19 protein-coding genes, 1 tRNA gene and 2 pseudogenes are annotated in these 20,311 nt (G+C 68.0%); 6 read left to right on the top strand and 16 right to left on the bottom strand.

What is annotated here, in order from left to right; translation table 11 throughout:
- Positions 1-18: 18 nt before the first annotated feature.
- The gene (locus FA740_RS11450) at positions 19-1,425 is read right to left on the bottom strand and encodes a class II 3-deoxy-7-phosphoheptulonate synthase (protein WP_136856913.1); all 1,407 of its coding nucleotides are present in this window, start codon (positions 1,423-1,425) and stop codon (positions 19-21) included.
- Between the two features lie 147 nt (positions 1,426-1,572).
- Here FA740_RS11450 and FA740_RS11445 point away from each other — a divergent pair, with 147 nt between their 5' ends.
- Positions 1,573-2,559, top strand: a complete 987-nt coding sequence (locus FA740_RS11445) for a GlxA family transcriptional regulator (RefSeq protein ID WP_136856912.1) — start codon at positions 1,573-1,575, stop codon at positions 2,557-2,559.
- On the opposite strand, the gene ftsY is transcribed toward FA740_RS11445, so the two are convergent.
- The 6 genes from ftsY to FA740_RS11415 all read right to left on the bottom strand — a co-directional run bounded on the left by ftsY (position 2,526) and on the right by FA740_RS11415 (position 9,248).
- Positions 2,526-3,575, bottom strand: a complete 1,050-nt coding sequence (gene ftsY / locus FA740_RS11440; RefSeq protein WP_136856911.1) for a signal recognition particle-docking protein FtsY — start codon at positions 3,573-3,575, stop codon at positions 2,526-2,528. The two genes, FA740_RS11445 and ftsY, sit on opposite strands and share 34 nt — an antisense overlap.
- Positions 3,576-3,678: 103 nt before the next feature.
- Positions 3,679-5,277, bottom strand: a complete 1,599-nt coding sequence (gene pgi, locus FA740_RS11435) for a glucose-6-phosphate isomerase (protein WP_136856910.1) — start codon at positions 5,275-5,277, stop codon at positions 3,679-3,681.
- Positions 5,278-5,287: 10 nt separating this feature from the next.
- The gene (gene pgl / locus FA740_RS11430) at positions 5,288-5,959 is read right to left on the bottom strand and encodes a 6-phosphogluconolactonase (RefSeq protein ID WP_136857003.1); all 672 of its coding nucleotides are present in this window, start codon (positions 5,957-5,959) and stop codon (positions 5,288-5,290) included.
- A complete protein-coding gene (gene zwf, locus FA740_RS11425) occupies positions 5,959-7,404 on the bottom strand; it encodes a glucose-6-phosphate dehydrogenase (RefSeq protein ID WP_136856909.1) in 1,446 nt (481 codons plus the stop codon). The genes pgl and zwf overlap by 1 nt, the downstream gene beginning before the upstream one ends.
- A gap of 60 nt (positions 7,405-7,464) precedes the next feature.
- Entirely contained in the window at positions 7,465-8,004 is a 540-nt protein-coding gene (locus FA740_RS11420; RefSeq protein ID WP_136856908.1) for an RSP_2648 family PIN domain-containing protein, read from the bottom strand.
- On the bottom strand, positions 8,004-9,248 hold the full coding sequence (locus tag FA740_RS11415) for an RSP_2647 family RNA methyltransferase (RefSeq protein WP_136856907.1): 1,245 nt from the start codon (positions 9,246-9,248) through the stop codon (positions 8,004-8,006). The genes FA740_RS11420 and FA740_RS11415 overlap by 1 nt, the downstream gene beginning before the upstream one ends.
- Before the next feature lie 120 nt (positions 9,249-9,368).
- Between FA740_RS11415 and edd the strand changes: the two genes are divergently transcribed.
- On the top strand, positions 9,369-11,171 hold the full coding sequence (gene edd, locus FA740_RS11410; protein ID WP_136856906.1) for a phosphogluconate dehydratase: 1,803 nt from the start codon (positions 9,369-9,371) through the stop codon (positions 11,169-11,171).
- Positions 11,172-11,371: 200 nt separating this feature from the next.
- Here edd and FA740_RS11405 read toward each other — a convergent pair whose 3' ends face one another.
- The gene (locus FA740_RS11405; RefSeq protein ID WP_136856905.1) at positions 11,372-12,493 is read right to left on the bottom strand and encodes a class I SAM-dependent methyltransferase; all 1,122 of its coding nucleotides are present in this window, start codon (positions 12,491-12,493) and stop codon (positions 11,372-11,374) included.
- 260 nt (positions 12,494-12,753) lie between these two features.
- A complete protein-coding gene (locus FA740_RS11400; protein ID WP_136856904.1) occupies positions 12,754-13,617 on the bottom strand; it encodes a LysR family transcriptional regulator in 864 nt (287 codons plus the stop codon).
- A 145-nt stretch (positions 13,618-13,762) separates the two neighbouring features.
- On the opposite strand from FA740_RS11400, the gene FA740_RS11395 reads away from it, so the two are divergent.
- Positions 13,763-13,990, top strand: a complete 228-nt coding sequence (locus tag FA740_RS11395) for a DUF1127 domain-containing protein (RefSeq protein ID WP_136856903.1) — start codon at positions 13,763-13,765, stop codon at positions 13,988-13,990.
- Here FA740_RS11395 and FA740_RS11390 read toward each other — a convergent pair.
- From FA740_RS11390 to FA740_RS11365, 6 genes are all read right to left on the bottom strand, one after another.
- Complete coding sequence (locus FA740_RS11390; protein ID WP_136856902.1) at positions 13,987-14,454, bottom strand: arsenate-mycothiol transferase ArsC; 468 nt, start codon at positions 14,452-14,454, stop codon at positions 13,987-13,989. The genes FA740_RS11395 and FA740_RS11390 overlap by 4 nt on opposite strands.
- Positions 14,455-14,458: 4 nt before the next feature.
- Entirely contained in the window at positions 14,459-14,938 is a 480-nt protein-coding gene (locus tag FA740_RS11385; RefSeq protein ID WP_136856901.1) for a UPF0262 family protein, read from the bottom strand.
- The gene (hisD, locus tag FA740_RS11380; RefSeq protein ID WP_136856900.1) at positions 14,935-16,248 is read right to left on the bottom strand and encodes a histidinol dehydrogenase; all 1,314 of its coding nucleotides are present in this window, start codon (positions 16,246-16,248) and stop codon (positions 14,935-14,937) included. Before hisD ends, FA740_RS11385 begins: the two co-directional genes overlap by 4 nt.
- Before the next feature lie 114 nt (positions 16,249-16,362).
- Positions 16,363-16,839 carry a DUF2948 family protein gene (locus tag FA740_RS11375; protein ID WP_136856899.1) on the bottom strand — a complete coding sequence of 159 codons (477 nt, stop codon included), beginning with the start codon at positions 16,837-16,839 and terminating at the stop codon, positions 16,363-16,365.
- Positions 16,836-18,113, bottom strand: coding sequence for a UDP-N-acetylglucosamine 1-carboxyvinyltransferase (gene murA, locus FA740_RS11370; protein WP_136856898.1), 1,278 nt, complete (start codon positions 18,111-18,113; stop codon positions 16,836-16,838). Before murA ends, FA740_RS11375 begins: the two co-directional genes overlap by 4 nt.
- The gene (locus FA740_RS11365) at positions 18,113-18,304 is read right to left on the bottom strand and encodes a hypothetical protein (protein WP_136856897.1); all 192 of its coding nucleotides are present in this window, start codon (positions 18,302-18,304) and stop codon (positions 18,113-18,115) included. Before FA740_RS11365 ends, murA begins: the two co-directional genes overlap by 1 nt.
- A 137-nt stretch (positions 18,305-18,441) precedes the next feature.
- Here FA740_RS11365 and FA740_RS11360 point away from each other — a divergent pair.
- The 3 genes and pseudogenes from FA740_RS11360 to FA740_RS11350 form a co-directional block, all read left to right on the top strand.
- A tRNA-Thr gene (locus tag FA740_RS11360) sits at positions 18,442-18,516 on the top strand.
- A 90-nt stretch (positions 18,517-18,606) separates the two neighbouring features.
- Positions 18,607-19,413 (top strand): DUF6538 domain-containing protein, encoded by an 807-nt coding sequence (locus tag FA740_RS11355; protein WP_136856896.1) that lies wholly within the window; start codon positions 18,607-18,609, stop codon positions 19,411-19,413.
- A gap of 49 nt (positions 19,414-19,462) precedes the next feature.
- Positions 19,463-20,103: pseudogene (locus tag FA740_RS11350) on the top strand (transposase family protein); the annotation flags it as partial.
- A 44-nt stretch (positions 20,104-20,147) separates the two neighbouring features.
- Here FA740_RS11350 and FA740_RS11345 read toward each other — a convergent pair.
- A pseudogene (locus tag FA740_RS11345) lies at positions 20,148-20,311 on the bottom strand (IS3 family transposase); the annotation flags it as partial.

Raw genomic sequence — 20,311 nt, 5'->3', positions numbered from 1 at the left:
CGGCGGGGCCTTTCGGTATCAGATGGCGGCGGCGGTGCGCGCCGGGGCCGCATCCTCGCGCCGGGCGCGCAGTTCCTCTGCCACCAGGAAGGCCAGCTCCAGCGACTGGCTGGCGTTCAGGCGCGGATCGCAGGCGGTGTGATAGCGGTCGGACAGATCCTCGTCGGTCACGGCGCGGACGCCGCCGGTGCATTCGGTCACGTCCTTGCCGGTCATCTCGAAATGCACGCCGCCGGGGATCGTGCCCTCGGCCTTGTGGATCGCAAAGAACTCGCGGACCTCGCGCAGGATCGAATCGAACGCGCGCGTCTTGTAGCCGGTGGACGACTTGATGACATTGCCGTGCATCGGATCGCAGGACCAGACGACATTCGCGCCCTCGGCCCGGACGGCCTCGATCAGGCGCGGCAGGTGGTCGCCCACCTTGCCCGCGCCAAACCGCGCGATCAGCGTCAGGCGACCGGCCTCGTTTTCCGGGTTCAGCTTGGCCATCAGCACCTTGAGGTCGTCCGCCGTGGTGGTCGGGCCGCATTTCAGGCCGATGGGGTTCTGCACGCCGCGGCAGAATTCGACATGCGCGCCATCGGGCTGACGGGTGCGGTCGCCGATCCACAGCATGTGCCCCGACCCCGCCACCGGCAGGCCGGTGGTCGAATCGATGCGGGCCAGCGCCTCTTCGTACTCCAGCAGCAGCGCCTCGTGGCTGGTGTAGAAATCGACCTTGGACAGCTGATGCGCGGTGTCGGAATTGACACCGGCCGCCTGCATGAAGGCCATCGCATCACCGATGCGCCCCGCGATGTCGCGGTATTTCGCGGCCTCGGGGCCGTCGACAAAATCGGCGATCCAGCTTTGGACGCGGTGCATGTCGGCGAAACCGCCCGTGGAAAACGCACGCAGCAGGTTCAGCGACGCCGCCGCCTGCGTATAGGCCGCCAGCATCCGCTGCGGATCGGGGATGCGCGATTGCGCCGTGAAATCAAAGCCGTTGATGATGTCGCCGCGATAGCTGGGCAGCTCGACCCCGTCCAGGACCTCGGTGGGCGCGCTGCGCGGCTTGGCGAACTGGCCCGCCATGCGGCCGACCTTGACCACGGGCATCTGCGCGCCCCAGGTCAGCACCACGGCCATCTGCAGCAGCACCTTGAAGGTGTCGCGCAGGTTGTCGGCGCTGAATTCGCCAAAGCTCTCGGCGCAGTCGCCGCCCTGCAGCAGGAAGCCGCGCCCCGCCGCCACATCGGCCAGCTGCGCCTTGAGGCGCCGCGCCTCTCCGGCAAAGACCAGAGGCGGATAGCGGCGCAGCTGATCCTCGACCGCGTTCAGCGCCGCCGCGTCGGTATAATCGGGCATCTGGACGCGCGGATAGGCGCGCCAGCCGGCCTTGTCCCAAGTCTGGGTGGCGGTCTTGCGGATCTGCTGCGTCATGTCCTGCGCTCCTTGAAAATGCAGCGCCGGTATAAACGCTAACACCGGGCAGGAAAAGGCCTGCCGGACCGCGCGGCGCATGCCCCTTGCCGTGGCGTCAAAAGGCTGTTTGGGTGCCGGGCGGAACCGCACGCAAAGACAGCCCCCATGCCATCGCAAACGCCTGCAGACAAACCGCGCCGCTTCACCTTCCTGTTGCTGAACCGTTTCACCATGCTGCCCTTCACGGCGGCGATCGAGCCGTTGCGCCTGGCCAACCGGGCCTCGGGGCGGGTGTTGTTCGACTGGCGGCTGGTGGGCACACGGCCCGACGGCGCGACCTGTTCGAACGGCACGCGGGTGATGGTCGATGCGGGCCTGGACCCCGACGCCCCCCCGCCGGGCCGGGACGAGGTCGTGATCGTCTGTGGCGGCACCGACATCGCGCGCGAGGCGACGCGCCCCGTGCTGGCCTGGCTGCGCCGACAGGCGCGCGGCGGCGCGGCGATGGGCGCGGTCTGCACCGGCACTTGGGTCCTGGCCGAGGCGGGGCTCTTGGACGGGCGCAAGGCCACGATCCACTGGGAGAACCACGACGGCCTGGCCGAGGCCTTCCCCGAGGTCGACCTGTTCCGGTCGGTCTTTGTCCATGACGGCAACCGGCTGACGGCGGCGGGGGGCACCAGTTCGATCGACCTGATGCTGCACCTGATCGCGCTGGCGCATGGCGACGCGCTGGCCGCCGACGTGGCCGATCAGATGCTGCACACCGCGATCCGCACCGATCAGGACAGCCAGCGCCTGTCGATCCCGACGCGCATCGGCGTGCGCCACCCGCGCCTGGCTGCCGTGATCGCCCGGATGGAGGCGAACCTTGAGGACCCGATCAGCCCCGCCCAGCTGGCCTTGGACGCGGGCATGTCCACCCGCCAGCTGGAGCGTCTGTTCCGCCGCTATCTGAACCGCAGTCCGAAACGTTATTACATGGAGACGCGCCTGTCGCGGGCCCGCAACCTGTTGATGCAGACCGAGATGTCGATCATCGAGATCGCGCTGGCATCGGGCTTCTCCAGCCCGTCGCATTTCTCGAAATGCTATCGGGCGCAATATGGCAGCACCCCCTATCGGGAGCGCGGCACCTCATCCGGGGCCTGAAGGCCGACCAGCGCGCGGGCGAACTCCTCGGCGTCAAAGGCGTCCAGATCGTCGATCTGCTCGCCCACGCCGATCGCGTGGATGGGCAGGCCGAACCGGTCGGCCAGGGCCACCAGCACGCCGCCCCGCGCCGTCCCGTCCAGCTTGGTCATCACCAACCCCGAGATATCGGCCAGCTTGCGGAAGGTCTCGACCTGGCTCAGGGCGTTCTGGCCGGTCGTGGCGTCCAGCACCAGCAGGGTGTTGTGCGGCGCCTCGGGGTCCTTCTTGCGGATCACGCGGACGATCTTGGCCAGCTCCTCCATCAGGTCCTGACGGTTCTGCAACCGGCCCGCCGTGTCGATCATCAACAGGTCCGCACCCTCGGCCTCGGCCCGCACCATCGCGTCATAGGCCAGGCTGGCCGGGTCGCTGCCCTGCGGCGCGACCATGACCGGCACGCCCGCCCGCTGGCCCCAGACCTGCAGCTGTTCCACGGCGGCCGCACGGAACGTGTCGCCCGCGGCGATCACCACCGACTTGCCAGCGGCGCGGAACTGGCTGGCCAGCTTGCCGATGGTGGTGGTCTTGCCCGCGCCGTTGACGCCCACGACCAGCACGACCTGCGGCTTTTTCGGATAGATCGGCAGGGGCCGCGCCACGGGGGCCATGATGCGCGCGATCTCGGCGGCCAGCAGCTCCTTCAGTTCGGTCGAGGAGACGCGCCGCCCCATCCGGCCCTCGGCGATGTTGGCGGTGACGCGCAGCGCCGTCTCGACCCCCAGATCGGCCTGGACCAGCATGTCCTCCAGCTCCTCCAGCATGGCATCGTCCAGCGCGCGGCGCGGCTCTTCGGGCTGGGCCGTGGCGCGACCGAACAGCCGACCCACCAGGCCCGAGGGTTCGGGCGCGGCAGCCGGGGCCACGACAGGATCGCCGGCGGGGGCCGGGCTCTCTGCGACGATATCGTCCAGCCCCGCCCCGATCTTGGAGGAGGACCGCGTCAGCCGCTCTCGCAATTTGGTAAAGAACGCCATGATCCGACCTTTCGCTGTGCCGCGCGGACCCTAGCCGCTCAGGGCGAAAAGGAAAAGCCGCCCCGATGCACAGGGGCGGCCTTCGGGGGTCGCGGCGGCGGGTTCAGCCGCGCATCTGCCGGATCAGCGCGGCCAGCGCCTCGGTCGAGGGGTCGTGCCCCGGCGCGTCCTCACCCTTCAGCAGCGGCTCGACCTTGAGCGCCAGCTCCTTGCCCAGCTCGACCCCCCATTGGTCAAAGCTGTTGATGCCCAGGATCACGCCCTCCACGAACACCCGGTGTTCGTACAGCGCCACGATCTGGCCCAGGGCAAAGGGCGTCAGCTGCTCCATCAGCAGCGTGGTGGAGGGGCGGTTGCCGGGGAACACGCGGTGGCGGGCCTGGCGGTCCAGCTCGGCCCCCTCCAGCCCCTTGGCGGCCATCAGGGCGCGCGCCTCGTCCAAGCTGCGGCCGCGCATCAGCGCCTCGGATTGCGCCAGGCAGTTCGCGGCCAGCAGGATGTGGTGATGGGCCAGGTCGGGCTCGTGCCCGCGCGCGGCCAGGATGAACTCGCACGGGACCGGCATCGTGCCCTGGTGGATCAGCTGATAGAAGGCGTGCTGGCCATTGGTGCCGGGTTCGCCCCAGACCACGGGGCCCGAGACGACCGACAGGTCGCTGCCGTCCATCGCCACGCGCTTGCCGTTCGATTCCATCTCCAGCTGTTGCAGATAGGCGGGCAGGCGCATCAGGCGGTTGTCATAGGGCAGCACCGCACGGGTCGGATAGCCGCAGATCTGGTGGTGCCAGATGCCGGTCAGGGCCAGCATCACCGGCAGGTTCTGCGCCGGGGGGGCATCGCGGAAATGCGCATCCATCGCGGCGGCCCCGGCCAGGAACTGATCGAACGCCTGCGGCCCGACCGCCAGCATCAGCGACAGCCCGATCGGGCCCCAGACCGAATAGCGCCCGCCGACCCAATCCTCAAAGCCAAAGACCCGCGCCTCGTCGATGCCGAAATCGCCGGCCTTGGCCTTGGCCGAGGACAGGGCCACGAACTGCGCGCCCGGATCGGCGACCGCCTTGGCCATCCAGTCGCGGGCGGTCTGGGCGTTGGTCATCGTCTCGATGGTGGTGAAGGTCTTGGAGGCCACGATCACCAGCGTCGTCGCCGGGTCCAGCCCCTTGAGCGCGTCGGCGATATCCGCGCCGTCGACATTGCTGACGAAATGCGTGCGCGGCCCGTCGTGATAGGGCGCCAACGCCAGTACGGCCATCGCCGGTCCCAGGTCCGATCCGCCGATGCCGATATTGACCACATCGGTAAAGCGACCGCCCTGCCCCGCGATGCTGCCGTCGCGGATGCTGGCGGCAAAGGCCGACATGCGCGCATGGGTGTCGCGGACGGCGGGCATCACGTCCTGGCCGTCGACGGTGACGTTGCCCTGCAGGTTGCGCAGCGCGGTGTGCAGGACGGCGCGGCCCTCGGTCTCGTTGATCCTGTCGCCCGCGAACATGGCGTCGCGGCGGGCGGCCACGGGGGCGGCCAGCTGCAGCAGCAGGTCGCGCGCGCCCGCGTCGATCATCGTCTTGGAATAGTCGAAGGTCAGCCCGTCGGCCTGCACGCGGAACGCGGTGGCGCGGTCGGCGTCGAACAGATCCTCGATCCGGGCCGACCCTTGGGCCTTGCGGTGATCCTGAAGGCGGGTCCAGAGTTCGGTCATGGTCAGTCCCTCATTCCGCCCAATGGACGGTGGCTTGGTCAAGAAAGGCGCGGATCGGCGCGTCCATCGGGTCCGATTTCTGCGCGCGGTCCAGCGCCTCGCGCTTTTCGGGGCCCATGATCAGGACGTGGATGTTCAGCGCATCGGCCAGCACGGGGCGCGTCAGGGTGATGCGCGGCTCCTCGGCGCCCTCGGCGCGGATCGCCATGACGGGGGCCGCGTCCGGCGCCATCGCGGCCTCCAGATGGTCGGCGCCGGGGAACAGGCTGGCGGTGTGCATGTCGTTGCCCATGCCCAGCAGCACCACCGTCAGCGGCAGATGCGACACCAGCCGTGCGGCCAGCCCCTCGGTCGCCAGATCGGGCGAGGCGTCGCCGGTATAGAGGTCGATGTAATCCGCCGCCGCCGCCTTGTCCTTGAGCAGATGCCGCCGCAGCAGTCGACTGTTCGAGCGCTTATGATCGCCGTCCACCCACCGCTCATCGCCCAGGACCACGGTCACGCGGGACCAGTCCAGATCCGCGCCCGACAGCGTCTCGAAGACCGGCGCGGGCGACGTGCCGCCTGGCACGCACAGCGTCGCGCGGTCGTTGCCGCGCAGGTGCTGCGCCAGCTGGGACGCGATGCGATCGGCCAGCGACAAGGCCAGCATCTCGCGGTCCGGGTATTCCTTGAAATCCATCATGCCCTGATCTCCCTCCACCGGCGGTTGTCGCGGTGCATCAGGCGCAACGCCTCCTCGGGGCCCGAAGATCCGCTGTCATAGGGTTCGGGACGGCGCTTGCCCTCCTCCCAGGACTTGATGATCGGGTCGGTCCAGGCCCAGGCCGCCTCGACCTCGTCGCCGCGCATGAACAGGGTCTGGTTGCCGCGGATCACGTCCATGATCAGCCGCTCGTAGGCGTCGGGCATGTCCGCCCCCTCAGGCCCCAGGGCGTCGGCAAAGGACATGTCCAGCGGCACCTGAACCAGGCGCATGCCGCCCGGCCCCGGCTCCTTGATCATCACCTTGAGGTTCATGCCCTCGTTCGGCTGCAGGCGGATGACCAGTTCGTTGGCCTTGGGCACGCCGCTGTCGTCAAAGATCGAATGCGGCGGTTCCTTGAAAGTGATCGCGATCTCACTGGTGCGGGCGCGCAGCTTCTTGCCGGTGCGCAGATAGAAGGGCGTGCCCTGCCAGCGCCAGTTGGAGATGCGCACCTTCATCGCGACATAGCTTTCGGTGCGCGAATCGCGGTCCTCGGCATCGGTCAGATAGTCGCTGCCCTCGCCCTGATACTGGCCGCGGACAATGTCGGCAGGCTCCAGCGGCTCCAGCGCGCGGATCACCTTCAGCTTTTCGTCGCGCACGGCATCGGGGTCGAAGTGATAGGGCGGCTCCATCGCGATCAGGCACAGAAGCTGCATCATGTGGTTCTGGACCATGTCCCGGATCGCCCCGGACTTGTCGTAATAGCTGCCGCGCCCGGCCACGCCAACGGTCTCGGCCACGGTGATCTGGACGTGGTCGACATATTGCGCGTTCCACAGCGGCTCGAACAACACGTTCGCGAAGCGCACGGCCATCAGGTTCTGGACGGTCTCCTTGCCCAGGTAGTGGTCGATCCGATAGATCTGCTGTTCGGTGAAATGCTGCGCCAGCGTGGCATTCAGCGCGCGCGCGCTGGCCAGGTCGCGGCCGAACGGCTTTTCGACCACGATGCGGCTGTCATCATCGGCGATGCCATGGCCCGCCAGCCTTTCCGCGATGTCGCCGAACAGCGCCGGCGCGACCGAGAAATAGAACGCATGGACCGCGCCCTTGCGCATCCGGTCCTTGAGCGCCTGCCAGCCGCCCTCGCCCTTGGCGTCGATCGCGACATAGCCCAGCAGCGCCAGGAATTCGGCCAGATCGGCATCGCCCTTCCTCGCGCCGCCGAATTCGCAGATGGCCTTTTCGGCCTCGGCGCGAAAGCCGTCATCGTCCTGCTCGGTGCGCGCGGCGCCGATGATCTGGCTGCTGGCCGGGATCTGCCCGGCCTTGAAGCGCCGGAACAGACCGGGCAGGATCTTGCGATGCGCCAAATCGCCCGTGGCGCCAAAGATCACAAGGTCGAAGTCATCGACCGGAATGACACGAGAGACCATGCTGTCCTCCTGTTGGGTGGCGTCCGCCTTACCCCTTGTTAGCGATAACAGCAATGCCGTTCAACCTTTCACTGCACGCGCAAGCCGCGGAAGGCGGCAGCGTTTCAGCATTTCGGCCAGGCTCATGGCACCGCCTGCGGCCTCTGCCCTGTCGCGGGCGGCGTGCAGGGCGCGCAGGACCGCCTGCGGGTCGATGCGGTGCAGATCCAGCAGGAAGGCGTCGGGATGGGTGGCACGCAGGCCCAGCCCGGCCATCATCCGCTGCGGAAAATCGCGCAGATTGGCGGTGATGATCAGGGACGCGCCCCCGGCCAGCGCGGCCTCGACCACATGCCGGTCGGCGGGGTCGGGAAAGTCCAGGTCGATCGCCCGCTGGCCGTCATCGGGCTGGACCGCCTGCGGAAACCGCAGGCGCAGCAGGGCGATCTCGGCCCCCGCGACACTGGCCGCATCGGGGCCGATGCGGGCGGCGGCGCGGTGCCATTCCTCCAGGATGCGGTCTGACCACAGCGCGTCATAAAGGCCCGGCTGCGCCAGATCCGTCAAGATCTCGCGCAGGATGGTGGGGAAAAGGACGTTGGCGTCCAGAACCGCGCGCATCAGTCCAGCCGAAAGAACAGCGCCTTGAGATAGCCCGTCTCAGCCAGCTGCGGCAGGGTCGGATGGTCGGGGCCCGCCTGACCGGTATGGATCAGGACCGACCGCCGCCCGCCGCGCCCGATGCCGCGTGCGCTGGCATTGCGGAAGGCGGTCAGATCGGCCGCGTGCGAACAGCTGCACAGCACCAGATAACCACCCGGTGCGACCAGAGGCGCGGCCATCTTGGCCACACGCTCATAGGCGCGCAGACCCTTTTCCAGCGCGGGCTTGGAGGGCGCAAAGGCCGGCGGGTCGCAGACCACCACGTCAAAGGTCCGCCCCTCGGCGGCCAGCGCCTCCAGCGCGTCAAAGGCGTCGGATTGCCGCGTCTCCAGCCGGTCGGTGGCGCCCATCGCCGCCGCCCCGCCGCGCGCCAGCTCCAGCGCCGGTGCGCTGCCGTCGATGCACAGCGCGCGATCCGCGCCCGCCGCCAGGGCCGCCAGGCCAAAGCCGCCGACATGGCTGAACACGTCCAGAACCTCGCCGCCATCGACCAGGGTCTGTGTGAATGCGTGGTTCGGGCGCTGGTCAAAGAACAGGCCGGTCTTTTGCCCGCCCATCAGATCGGCCAGATAGGTCGCGCCGTTCATGCGCACCTGCACGGGCGCCTCAGGGGCGGTGCCGCGGATGACCTCAAGCCGTTCGGCCAGCCCCTCCAGGCCGCGCGACCGGCCCTGCCCGTTCACGACGACGGTCGTGACGCCGGTCACGTCGATCAGCGCGTCGGCGATCTCCTCGACCATCCCATCGGCCCAGGCCGCGTTGGGCTGGATCACCGCCGCATCGCCAAAGCGGTCGATGACCAGACCCGGCAGGCCGTCGGCCTCGGCATGGACCAGGCGGTAGAACGGCTCGTCATAGATTCGCGCCCGCATCTGCAGCGCACGGGTCAAGCGGGCGCGCAGCCAGGCGCCGTCGATCACCGCGCCCGGATCGGTGTCCATCACGCGGGCAATGATCTTGCTGACCGGGTTCACGGTCACCAGGCCCAGGGGCTGACGCTCGGCATCCTCCAGAACGGCCAGGCCGCCGGGGGGCAGCGCCTTGGTGCGGCGGTCCAGCACGGCCTCATCGGCAAAGACCCAGGGAAAGCCGTGGCGGATCGCCTGCGGCTTGGATTTCGGGCGCAACCGGATCACGGCGCGGTCGTTCGGATGGGTGACCGGCTGGTCGGAATGGTCGTCGGCGGGGTGCAGTTCGCTCATGGCAAAACTCCTTTTGCGGTCGATCTGACACGCCCCACCCCCGCGCACAAGCCTGTGCCGGCAATGGTTGAACCGTTAACGCTAACGGCGTATAGTGCCGCAAAGCCAGAGGAGGCCCCCATGACCCTTCACGCCATGATCGACCGCGTCACCGACCGCATCCGCGAACGGTCCCATGACAGCCGCAGCGCCTATCTGTCCAAGATCGCCCGCGCGGCGCAGGACGGCCCGGCCCGCGCGCATCTGTCCTGCGGCAATCAGGCCCATGCCTATGCCGCGATGGACGACAAGACCGACATGGCCACCACGCGCAAACCCAATATCGGGATCGTGACGGCCTATAACGACATGCTGTCGGCGCATCAGCCGTTCGAACGCTACCCGGACGTGATCCGGGCTGCCGGTCGCGCGGCGGGGGCCACAGTGCAGGTCGCGGGCGGCGTGCCCGCCATGTGCGACGGCGTGACCCAGGGCCGTCCGGGGATGGAGCTGTCGCTGTTTTCCCGCGACGTGATCGCGCTGGCGGCGGGGGTGGCGCTGTCGCATGACTGTTTCGATTCGGCGCTGTATCTGGGCGTCTGCGACAAGATCGTGCCGGGGCTGATCATCGCCGCCGCGACCTTCGGGCATATCCCGGCAGTGTTCGTGCCCGCCGGACCGATGCCCTCGGGCCTGCCCAATGACGAGAAATCCAAGGTCCGCCAGCAATTCGCCACGGGCGAGGTCGGCCGCGACGAGCTGATGCGGGCCGAGATGGCCAGCTATCATGCGGCGGGCACCTGCACCTTCTACGGCACCGCGAACACCAACCAGATGCTGATGGAGTTCATGGGCCTGCACCTGCCCGGCTCCAGCTTCGTGAACCCGAACACGCCGCTGCGCGAGGCGCTGACCATGGCCGCCGTCCAGCGCGCCGCGCAGATCACCAACCTGGGCAACGAATACACCCCCGCCGGAGAGGTCCTGGACGAACGCGCCTTCGTGAACGGCATCGTGGGCCTGATGGCCACGGGTGGGTCCACGAACCTGGTCCTGCACCTGCCCGCGATGGCGCGGGCGGCGGGCGTCATCATCGACATCGCCGACTTCCACGACCTGTCGGAAAACGTGCCGCTGATGGCGCGGGTCTATCCCAACGGGCTGGCCGACGTGAACCATTTCCACGCGGCGGGGGGCCTGGGCTACATGATCGGGCAGCTGCTGGAGGCCGGCCTGCTGCACCCGGACGTCAAGACGATCACCGGGTCGGGGCTGGACAGCTATGTCCGCGAACCCAAGCTGGACGGCGACGCCATCCGGTGGGAGGATGGCGCGCGCGCCACGCTGAACGACCGCATCCTGCGCCCCGCCAGCGATCCGTTCGCGGCGTCCGGCGGCCTGAAGCAGCTGCAGGGCAATCTGGGCCGCGGCGTCATTAAGATCAGCGCCGTCGCCCCCGAACGCCATCTGATCGAGGCCCGCGCCCGCGTGTTCCAGGACCAGGAATCGGTCAAGACCGCCTTTCGCGCCGGTGAGTTCACCGAGGACACGATCGTCGTCGTCCGCTTCCAGGGGCCGCGCGCCAATGGCATGCCGGAACTGCATTCGCTGACGCCGACGCTGGCCGTGCTGCAGGATCGGGGCCTCAAGGTCGCGCTGGTCACCGACGGGCGCATGTCGGGTGCTTCGGGCAAGGTGCCCGCCGCGATCCATGTGTCCCCCGAGGCCGCGATGGGCGGCCCGCTGGCGCGGCTGCGCGACGGCGACATGGTGCGCCTGGACGCCGCCCACGGCACGCTGGAATGCCTGGAGGCGGATTTCGACAGCCGCACCCCCGCGGTCCACGACGCCTCGGACAGCCAAGAGGGCATGGGCCGCGAACTGTTCGCGGCCTTCCGTGCCGTCGCCGGGCCCGCGACCGAAGGGGCCGGTGTGGTCGTCTGACCTCAGGCCGGCTGCGGCTTGCGCGCCTCGCGCAGGTCGCGCCGGGCCGCGCGGACCATTCCGGTCAGCGCCTCGGCCTCGGCTCCGTCCTCGGGCGTCGGGGTCGCGTGGGCGCGCGCGGTCAGGATCAGGGTCAGCTCCTCGGGGGCGGCATCGGTGCCCAGATAGGTCGCCAGTTCGGACCATGATCCGGCCCGCGCCTAGGCCCATGCCGCAACCAGACGATAGCCGTCGGACATGACGGCATCCGCGCTGCGCGCCGCGCAGGCCAGCGCCACGGTGGCGACCGGACCCCAATCGCCGCCCCGTCCCGCCGCCAGGATCTGCAGCTGCAGCCCTCCGGCGTCATCGGAGCCGATCTCCGCCAGGCGCCGCTGAATCGGTCCGCTGCTGCCCGGCCGGCCATAGAGCAGCGCCCGGTCCAGCAGGCCCAGCAACTGCCCCTGGCTGGGCTGCGTCTCCGGGTCCAGCAGGACGGTCTGGACCCAATGCTGCGCCAGAATGGCCCGCCGCGACCTCAGGTGATAGGCATGGATCGACGGAAAATCATTGGGCCCCTGCACGACCATCACGCCGCCCGGCACGATCACCAGCGACAGCACCCGCGCCGCCGCAGCCAGGATCGGGCTGCCGGGCGTGATGGCCGCGATCTCGTGATGGTCGATCTGGACAAAGAGACGGCGCAGAAGATCCGTGTCCTCGGGCCAGGGAAAGACCAGCGCCTCGCCATCGGCACGCCCCTGCAGGGCCTGGGTCAGGGCCGCGTCGCTGCTCAGACGATCGACGGGCAGCGCGACGATCGGCGCGCCCGTCCCGCCACCGCCCTGCCACAACGCCCCCTGTCCCGCCGCCGCGGCCCGCAGCGCATCAGGCGCCTGCATCAGATCGGGCGCAGGGCCATCCGCCGCGACCAGGACGATCAGGTTGTGATGGCGTTCGATCCGTTGGAGTGCCGGTTCGACCAGGCGACCCGCGCCCAGGTCGAGGGCCAGATCGCGCAGCGCCGCCAGATGGTTCGGCGCGGACAGATCGGCCGAGCCGCCGAGTGCCGTCATGAAGGCGGTCTGCACATCCTCGACAACATAGATCCCGCCGGGCACCAGCGCCTGCCCCAGCAGCCGCCACGAGGCCAACACGTCATCGGGACGGTGGCTGCCATCGTCGATGATGATGTCGAACGGCCCTTCCTGCGCGATCAGGGCGGCGATGACCGTGGGGTCGGCCTGCGCGCCCTTGCGGATGCTGACGCGCGGGCCCAGATCCAGCTGCTTGGGCGCCAGATCCAGCCCGACGATCCGGCCCTGGGAAAATAGTCGCGCCACATCGCCAGCGACCCGCCGCCGTGATCGGCATGCCCAGAGCCGCCGACGCCGATTTCCAGCACCCGCACCGGCCTGTCGCGCCACGGGCCGAACAGGGCGTCATAGACCGGCGTGTAGTCATGCAACCCGAACTTGTCGGTGTCATGCCGGATGGCCAGTCGGGTCAGGTCGTCCATCGCGCCGCATCCTTCTGAGACACACTATGGGTCGCAGATCGCCGGGCGCGACGTCAAGCCGCCCCATCGGTCGAATTGTCGGCATCAGGCGGCGGCGGCGACCTCGCAGACGACCTGGCGCAGATAGCCCGCGAAATCGGCGGCCACCTGGCGGGCCGGCCCTTCGGCGACATAGACGTTCAGCCAGGTCGGCGGCAGCGGCGGCAGCGCGCCGCCGTGATCCAGAACCTCCAGCCCCGGCTGCTGGATGCCACGCGGCAGCAGCGTCACCCCCAGATCGGCGGCGGCCAGCACGCGCCAGGTATCGCTGCCGCCCTCTCCGACGACCTGAACCCATTCGATGCCCGCCTGATCCAGCGCGGCCATGCCGACCGGGTAATAGGCGCAATGCGGCGAATTCGCGATCGGCAGCGGGCGTTCCGACCAGGCCTGCCCGCCGGTGGCCCCGAACCAGGCCAGATCGACCTTGGCCAGATGGATCGCGCCGGGGGGCGCGTCGAATTCGGTGGTCAGGATCACGTCATGCTCTCCGCGCTTCATCTGGGCGCGCAGGTCCTTGCTGCGGGCGTCGTTGATCACCAGCTCGACCTGGGGATGGTCGCGGCGAAAGGCGCGCACGGTCTGGGCCACCTTGGTGAACAGCCAGTCGCTGGTCAGACCCACCCGCAGCCGCATGTCGGGCCGCGCCCCGGTAAAGCGCGACAGGATCGCGTCGTTCAGCGCCACCATCTTGCGGCTTTCCCCCAGCAGATCCTGGGCGAAATCCGACAGCACGACGCCGCGCCCGGCCTTGTCCAGCATGGGGCGGCCGAACAGATCCTCCAGCCGCCGCATCTGCATGGACAGCGCGCTCTGGGTCATGTTCAGCGCCTCGGCGGCGCGGGTGACGGCGCCGTATTCGGCCACCGCCTGCAGCGATCGCAACGTGCCGATATCCAGGTTGCGCATGGGTCGATCCTTCAGTTCCGGTGATGGGTTGCATCAAAACCATTCGTTTCACAGATAACCCGGAAGGCGATACCAATCAACATATCAGATGAACGATGACTGATACATCTGATTTCGTGATACGTTCCATCAGCGGAGTTGAACCATGTCTGCCCGATCCACCGCCCTTCTGCGCGTCGTCACCGGCCACGGGATCATCCCGCGCAAGCCCTGGCTGGAGCGTCTGCTGACCATGCTGGACGTCCGCCGCACCCGCATCGACCTGTCGCGCCTGTCGGATGATCATCTGCGCGACATCGGCCTGACCCGCGACGATGTCGAGGCCGAGATCGCCCGCCCCCTGTGGGACGTGCCGCGCCACTGGCGCCGCTAGGCCTTATCCGCGTGGGGCGGGCCAAAGCGGTCGCGCATCCGGGCCTCGATCTGGTCGCGGGTCTGGCGATAGGCGGCCAGGCGCGCCTCGCGGCCCTCGGCCAAGCCGGTCGGGTCCATGATGGGCCAGTATTCGACCTCCAGATGCGCATGGCGCGTCATCTCCAGCGCCATGCGCTGACTGGCGGGCGACAGGGCGACGATCAGGTCGAACTGGCTCAGATCGTCGCCCCAGTCCTGCATTTCCTCAAAGCTGCGGCTGCGGTGGTTGGCGATGGGCACGCCGATCTCGTCGCAGACGGCAATGGCGAATCCGTCCACCTCCAGGTCATTCTTGACCCCGGCGGACTGGACATAGGCCGCGCGGCCATAGAACCGCTTCATCATGCCCTCCGCCATGGGAGAGCGGATGGCATTGTGATCGCAGCAGAACAGGACCGATGAGGGGATCTTGTCCTGCGCCATCGGTTCAGCCCTGCGGGATCAGCGCACAGATCAGCGTGAACAGGCGGCGCGCGGTGTCGATGTCCAGGCTGGCCTTGCCCTCCAACCGCTCCTGCAGGGTGCGTGCGCCCTCATTGTGGATGCCGCGCCGGGCCATGTCGATCGCCTCGATCTGGGCGGGGGGCAGGCGCTTGACCGCGTCGAAATAGCTTTGGCAGATCTGGAAGTAATCCTTGACCACCTGCCGGAAGGGGCCAAGCGACAGGTGGAACTCGGCCACCTTGGTCGCGTCCTCGGTGGTGACGTCAAAGACCAGCCGCCCCTCGCGGATGCACAGCTCCAGCACGAAGGGGCCGTCGGGCGCCGCCCCCCCGTCGCGGCCAGGCACGGCAAAGCTGTTATCCTCGATCAGATCAAAGATCGCGACGCGCCGCTCCTGCTCCATCTCGGGGGTGGCGGGGGCGATGGCGCTGTCGTCGATCTCGATCCGGGTGATGCGGCTCATTCCGGCAGCCTTTCGTTCAAGGTCCCAAGCCGAGCCTGAACCGAAGCGCCATGCGCCTGCAAGCCCTCGGATGCGGCCAGGCGCACCGCGGCGGGGCCAATCGCGGCCAATGCCCCCGGCGTCAGCCGCGCCATGGTCGTGCGTTTCAGGAAATCCATCACCGACAGGCCGGAACTGAACCGCGCCGACCGGGCCGTGGGCAGGACGTGATTCGGCCCGCTGACATAGTCACCCACCGCCTCGGGCGTATGCGCGCCCAGAAAGATTGCGCCGGCATGGATGCATTTGGCGGCCAAGGCGTCGGGGTCGGCCACGCACAGCTCCAGATGCTCAGGCGCGATGCGGTTCGACAGGGCGGCGGCCCGGTCCAGATCATCGACCACGATCACCGTCCCGTAATCGCGCCAGCTGGCGCCCGCGATGGCCGCGCGGTCCAGCGTCGGGATGATGCGCTCGACCGCCGCCGCCACCGCCTGCGCCATGGTCGGATCGGTGGTGATCAGGATCGACTGCGCGTCGGCATCATGTTCGGCCTGCGCCAGCAGGTCCCAGGCCAGCCAGTCGGGATTCTGATCACCGTCGGCAATCACCAGAACCTCGGACGGCCCCGCGATCATGTCGATGCCCACGCGGCCAAAGACCTGCCGCTTGGCCGCCGCGACATAGGCGTTGCCCGGCCCGGTGATCTTGTCCACCGGCGCGATGGTATCGGTGCCATAGGCCAGCGCCGCCACCGCTTGTGCGCCGCCGATGCGATAGATCTCGTCCACCCCGGACAGCTGCGCCGCAAGCAGGACCAGCGGGTTGATCACCCCGTCGGGCGTCGGCACGCAGATGACCAGCCGTTCCACCCCGGCCACCCGCGCCGGGATCGCGTTCATCAGCACGCTGGAGGGATAGGCCGCCTGCCCGCCCGGCACATAAAGGCCCGCGGCCGAAACCGCGCTCCATCGCCAGCCCAAGGTCGCGCCCTCGGGGTCGGTCCAGGAGGCATCCTCGGGCATCTGGCGGGCGTGATAGGCGCGGATGCGTTCCGCGGCCAGGGCCAGGGCGGCGCGGTCCTCAGGCGTGACGCGGGCCACCTGCTCGGCGATCTCCTCGGGGGAAAAGCGCAGGGTCGCGGGGGTCAGCTGCAACCGGTCGAACCGCGCCGTCAGGTCGCACAGGGCCGCGTCGCCCCGGTCGCGCACATCGCGGATGATGGCGGTGACCGCGTCGTTCACATCGGTCGAATCCTCGCGCTTGGCGCCCAGCATGGCCGCAAAGCCCTGCTCGAAATCCGCATCCGCGATGTTCAGAAAAACCGGCATCATCATTCCCCTTGGTTCCCGCGCGGGCCTACCCCGCACCCCTGGCCGCCTCAAGCACCGGGGCGCGGACAGGATGCCGCGGGTCTGTCCTCTGCCCGAAACGCCGGGCGCGTCCTAGTCCGGGTGCCGCGGCGCCTTGCCCGACACGGCGGCATGGGGCCGCGTCACGTCGCGCAGGTCCAGGTTGATGCACTCGACCTCAGCCAGGATCGTGCCGTCGCCGGCGAAATCCAGCGACAGGCGGCCGGTGCCGTCCTCGCCCGGCTGCCAGCGGATCGCCAGCAGCGACAGGACGGTGTCCGCATCGCGACCCACGCCGTCGCTGACCACCCGCATCACGTCGCCGATCACCAGGACCGAACGGACACGCTCGAACGCGCGGCCCTCGGTCTGGGCCTCGGCGGCGTCCTCCCACCGGAAACGCGTGACCAGCAGCGCCAGCCGCCGCGCCCTGGGGTCGTGGCTGATGTCGGACCCGGTCAGCACCGCGTCCTGCAACAGCGAGGACAGGATGCGCAGGTCGACCTCATCCTCGGCCTTCAGGGCCAGGGGACGGGGGTCGGCATCGGAAAAGCGGGCGTCGCCTGTCATGCGGCCTCCTCTTTCACGCGTTCGATATGGGCGCCCACGCCGCGCAGCTTGCGCACGACATGCTCGTATCCGCGATCCAGGTGATAGACGCGGCTGACGGTGGTGGTGCCCTGCGCGGCCATTCCGGCCAGGATCAGGCTGACGGATGCGCGCAGGTCGGTGGCCATCACGGGCGCCCCGCGCAGGCTCTCGACCCCGGTGACGGTGGCGTGGCCGCCATGGACCTCGATCTGCGCGCCCATGCGGGTCAGCTCGGGCGCATGCATGAAGCGGTTCTCAAAGATCGTCTCCTCCAGCACCGATGTGCCGTCGGCGGTGCACATCAGCGCCATGAACTGCGCCTGCAGGTCGGTGGGGAAACCGGGGAAGGGCTCGGTCCGCACGTTCACGGCGCGCACGCGGCCATTCTTGCGCGCGACCTTGAGGCCGCGCGGCGTCTCCTCGACGCTGATCCCGGCCTCGTCCAGCTTTTCGCAGAACGCCGCCAGCAGCTCGATCCGGCCGCCCAGCAGCTCGACCTCGCCGCCGCACATGGCGGGCGCCAGCATATAGGTGCCCAGCTCGATCCGGTCGGTGACCACCGGATGCGTCGCCCCGTGCAGCGCCTGGACGCCGTGGATGATGATCGTGCCGGTGCCCTCGCCCTCGATCTGCGCGCCCATCGCGCGCAGGCAGCGGGCCAGATCGACGATCTCGGGCTCGCGCGCGGCGTTCTTCAGGACGGTCGTGCCGCGTGCCAGGGTGGCGGCCATCAGCGCGTTCTCGGTGGCGCCCACCGACACGACCGGGAATTCGAAGACCGCGCCCTTGAGGCCCCCCGACGGCGCCTTGGCATGCACATAGCCCTCGCACAGGTCCAGCGTCGCGCCCATCGCCTCCAGCGCGCGCAGATGCAGGTCGACGGGTCGCGCGCCGATCGCGCAGCCGCCGGGCAGCGACACCTCGGCCACGCCGTCGCGCGCCAGCATCGGCCCCAGCACCAGAATCGAGGCGCGCATCTTGCGCACGATGTCGTATTCCGCGCGGTGGCTGGTCATCGCATGGCTGGACAGCGCCAGGACCTGACCCTCCTGCAGGCTGGCGACCTCGGCCCCAAGCGATCCCAGCAGCGCGGTCATGGTGCGGATGTCGGACAGGCGCGGCGCGTTGGTCAGCGTCAGCGGCTGATCCGTCAGCAGCGTCGCGGGCATCAGCGTCAGGCAGGCGTTCTTGGCGCCGGCGATTGGGATCTCTCCCTTGAGGGGGCCGTTCCCGGTGACGATGATCTGGTCCATCAGCTGTCCTTGCCTGTCTCGCCGCCCGCGTCCGGGGTGGTCTTGTTGTCGGTTCCGTCCGTGCCTGCTCCGCCCGTGCCGGCGCGGGCGCGGGCCTGCTGCTTGCGCCGCGCCAGATTCGCCCGCAGCGCCTGGCGGAGGCGTTCGTCGCGGCTCTGGGCCTGTGTCTTGTCCGGGTCACGGTCGGTCATGGCTGATCTGTTAGCGCCGCGCGCGCCGCTCGTCCAGCAAACGCACGCGCCGCGCGCGGTCATTCGCCAAAATGCCGAAAAATCGCACGGACCCCCTTGCACCCTCTGCGGCCTTTGTCTAAACGCCGCCTCACGTTGCTGTGGTAGCTCAGTGGTAGAGCACACCCTTGGTAAGGGTGAGGTCGAGAGTTCAATCCTCTCTCACAGCACCACTTTTTTTGAATAACATAAAAAACTTGTGCTAGTTCAGAGGCTTGAAGCCCCCTCGGTGGTATACAGAAGTGGCATACATGGCCCTCCGAATGCCCAGTCCGATCAAGCATCCTAAGACCGGCGTTTACTATCTGACAGTCCGGTCACCATCCGATCTGGTGCGCTCCGGGGCCCGCCCGGTCCTGGAAGAATCCCTCCGCACAAAAGACCCGGCAGAAGCAAAGCGTCGGTTCGCCCTTCGCTATGAGGAATTGCAGCAAGAGTGGCAGGCCATGCGCTCAGGCCCGGGCATGATACCTTTCGCGCAACTCGTGGCCCTTGCTGGTGAGTGGCGTCGTGTACTCGACACGATGGTTGAACAAGAGCCGGGGGAACCGCAGCTATGGGCAATCCTGCGGGAGAAGTCGTCGGTGCCCGATGCCACGCCTGAGGGACTGGCCAAATATTATGGCGACGATGCGGGCCGACTGCTACTCAAGGCGGGGCTGAACGCCGATGACTACAGCCGCGGTCGGCTCATCGGACAGATGCACATTGTGGCCAAAGAATGGGTCGACTTCCAGCATCGCCGGTCTCAAGGAGACTTCCGCCCCGACCAGCTGGTCGAGAGGTTCCCCGCATGGGTCCCCACCAAAGTGCCCGAACAGATACCCTCCCCGGCTGACTTCTCGATCACCGAAGCGTTCAAGCTCTGGGAACGCGATCACCTCGCCAACGGGAAACCCGAGAGGACCGCCCGAGACTTCCGACAGAAGCTGGACTCTCTGCGCACATTCGTTGGCCATGATGATGCCCGCAAGGTGACCCCTGAAGACATCGCCCTCTGGTGCGACGATCTACGCCACGCCAAGAGCATTTCTGGCAGGAAGGTAAGTCAGAAATATCTAGTTGTTTGATCCCACGGTTTGATGGTGCGATCCTTTCTGAGGAATGGAAGGATGCATTATGGGTCAGGTTCGTCACGGAAGCGCCACGACCACGCACGCCGTCAGAGCTGCAATAACGAGGGCCGGCCCGCCATCGGTCCGAGGGCCTGGCCCGAATGATCGCAAGCTTCGCTCGCGACTCTGAGTCGGGAGTTGGGGAGTGAGGAGGATCAGAAAACGATCCAGTGAATCGTTTTCCCGACGAGCCAGAAGACGATTGCGAAATGGCGCAAGCGACAAACGGTCGACGATCTCAAGACCGGGCCGAGAGAACCGCGTTCGACGATCCTGACCGAGGCCGAGGAAGCGACCATCGTGGCTTTCCGGCGGCACGCGCTGCTGCCGCTGGAGTTCAAGCGTGAAGCAAACGATCCGGGGGATCGTTGGTAGCGCAGAACGCCTCTATGCTCTGCAGCCATCCATCCCGCACCTGACACGCTCGGCGCTGCATCGGTGCCCGGCACGCGTCACGGTATCTCTCGACTGCTTGACGTGGAAGGCGACAAGCCGAAGCGGCAGAAGTTCAAACGCTACCTCATCGGCGTTTTTCACATCGACATCGCCGAGGCGCAGACCGCTGAAGGCAAACTGTTTTTGTTCGTCGGCATTGACCGCACAAGCAAGTTTGCCGTGACCCAGCTCGTCAATAAGGCGGACAGGAAGACTGAATCGCCCCGGATTTATCGGAGACCTATAGCTTGACTTTACGCGACAAGATCGAGCATGTCGCGCTGAACTTGAAAGTTCAGTTCTGCCTCTGCTGGCGGGATGTTTCCGATCGGGCCAAGCAGGCGCTTGTTGTTGAACCAATCGACCCTTCCGAGGGTGGCCATTTCCAGATCCTGCATATTGCGCCACGGTCCCTGGC

Source organism: Paracoccus hibiscisoli, from assembly GCF_005048265.1.
Lineage (GTDB): Bacteria > Pseudomonadota > Alphaproteobacteria > Rhodobacterales > Rhodobacteraceae > Paracoccus > Paracoccus hibiscisoli.
The sequence above is the reverse complement of the archived record's forward strand: the minus strand, read 5'-3'. Positions and strand labels throughout refer to the sequence as shown.

Excerpts from the sequence above, each read along its gene's own strand:
- FA740_RS11450 (WP_136856913.1), bottom strand. The coding sequence starts at position 1,425 with ATGACGCAGCAGATCCGCAAGACCGCCACCCAGACTTGGGACAAGGCC.
- FA740_RS11445 (WP_136856912.1), top strand. The coding sequence starts at position 1,573 with ATGCCATCGCAAACGCCTGCAGACAAACCGCGCCGCTTCACCTTCCTG.
- ftsY (WP_136856911.1), bottom strand. The coding sequence starts at position 3,575 with ATGGCGTTCTTTACCAAATTGCGAGAGCGGCTGACGCGGTCCTCCTCC.
- pgi (WP_136856910.1), bottom strand. The coding sequence starts at position 5,277 with ATGACCGAACTCTGGACCCGCCTTCAGGATCACCGCAAGGCCCAAGGG.
- pgl (WP_136857003.1), bottom strand. The coding sequence starts at position 5,959 with ATGGATTTCAAGGAATACCCGGACCGCGAGATGCTGGCCTTGTCGCTG.
- zwf (WP_136856909.1), bottom strand. The coding sequence starts at position 7,404 with ATGGTCTCTCGTGTCATTCCGGTCGATGACTTCGACCTTGTGATCTTT.
- FA740_RS11420 (WP_136856908.1), bottom strand. The coding sequence starts at position 8,004 with ATGCGCGCGGTTCTGGACGCCAACGTCCTTTTCCCCACCATCCTGCGC.
- FA740_RS11415 (WP_136856907.1), bottom strand. The coding sequence starts at position 9,248 with ATGAGCGAACTGCACCCCGCCGACGACCATTCCGACCAGCCGGTCACC.
- edd (WP_136856906.1), top strand. The coding sequence starts at position 9,369 with ATGACCCTTCACGCCATGATCGACCGCGTCACCGACCGCATCCGCGAA.
- FA740_RS11400 (WP_136856904.1), bottom strand. The coding sequence starts at position 13,617 with ATGCGCAACCTGGATATCGGCACGTTGCGATCGCTGCAGGCGGTGGCC.
- FA740_RS11395 (WP_136856903.1), top strand. The coding sequence starts at position 13,763 with ATGTCTGCCCGATCCACCGCCCTTCTGCGCGTCGTCACCGGCCACGGG.
- FA740_RS11390 (WP_136856902.1), bottom strand. The coding sequence starts at position 14,454 with ATGGCGCAGGACAAGATCCCCTCATCGGTCCTGTTCTGCTGCGATCAC.
- FA740_RS11385 (WP_136856901.1), bottom strand. The coding sequence starts at position 14,938 with ATGAGCCGCATCACCCGGATCGAGATCGACGACAGCGCCATCGCCCCC.
- hisD (WP_136856900.1), bottom strand. The coding sequence starts at position 16,248 with ATGCCGGTTTTTCTGAACATCGCGGATGCGGATTTCGAGCAGGGCTTT.
- FA740_RS11375 (WP_136856899.1), bottom strand. The coding sequence starts at position 16,839 with ATGACAGGCGACGCCCGCTTTTCCGATGCCGACCCCCGTCCCCTGGCC.
- murA (WP_136856898.1), bottom strand. The coding sequence starts at position 18,113 with ATGGACCAGATCATCGTCACCGGGAACGGCCCCCTCAAGGGAGAGATC.
- FA740_RS11365 (WP_136856897.1), bottom strand. The coding sequence starts at position 18,304 with ATGACCGACCGTGACCCGGACAAGACACAGGCCCAGAGCCGCGACGAA.
- FA740_RS11355 (WP_136856896.1), top strand. The coding sequence starts at position 18,607 with ATGCCCAGTCCGATCAAGCATCCTAAGACCGGCGTTTACTATCTGACA.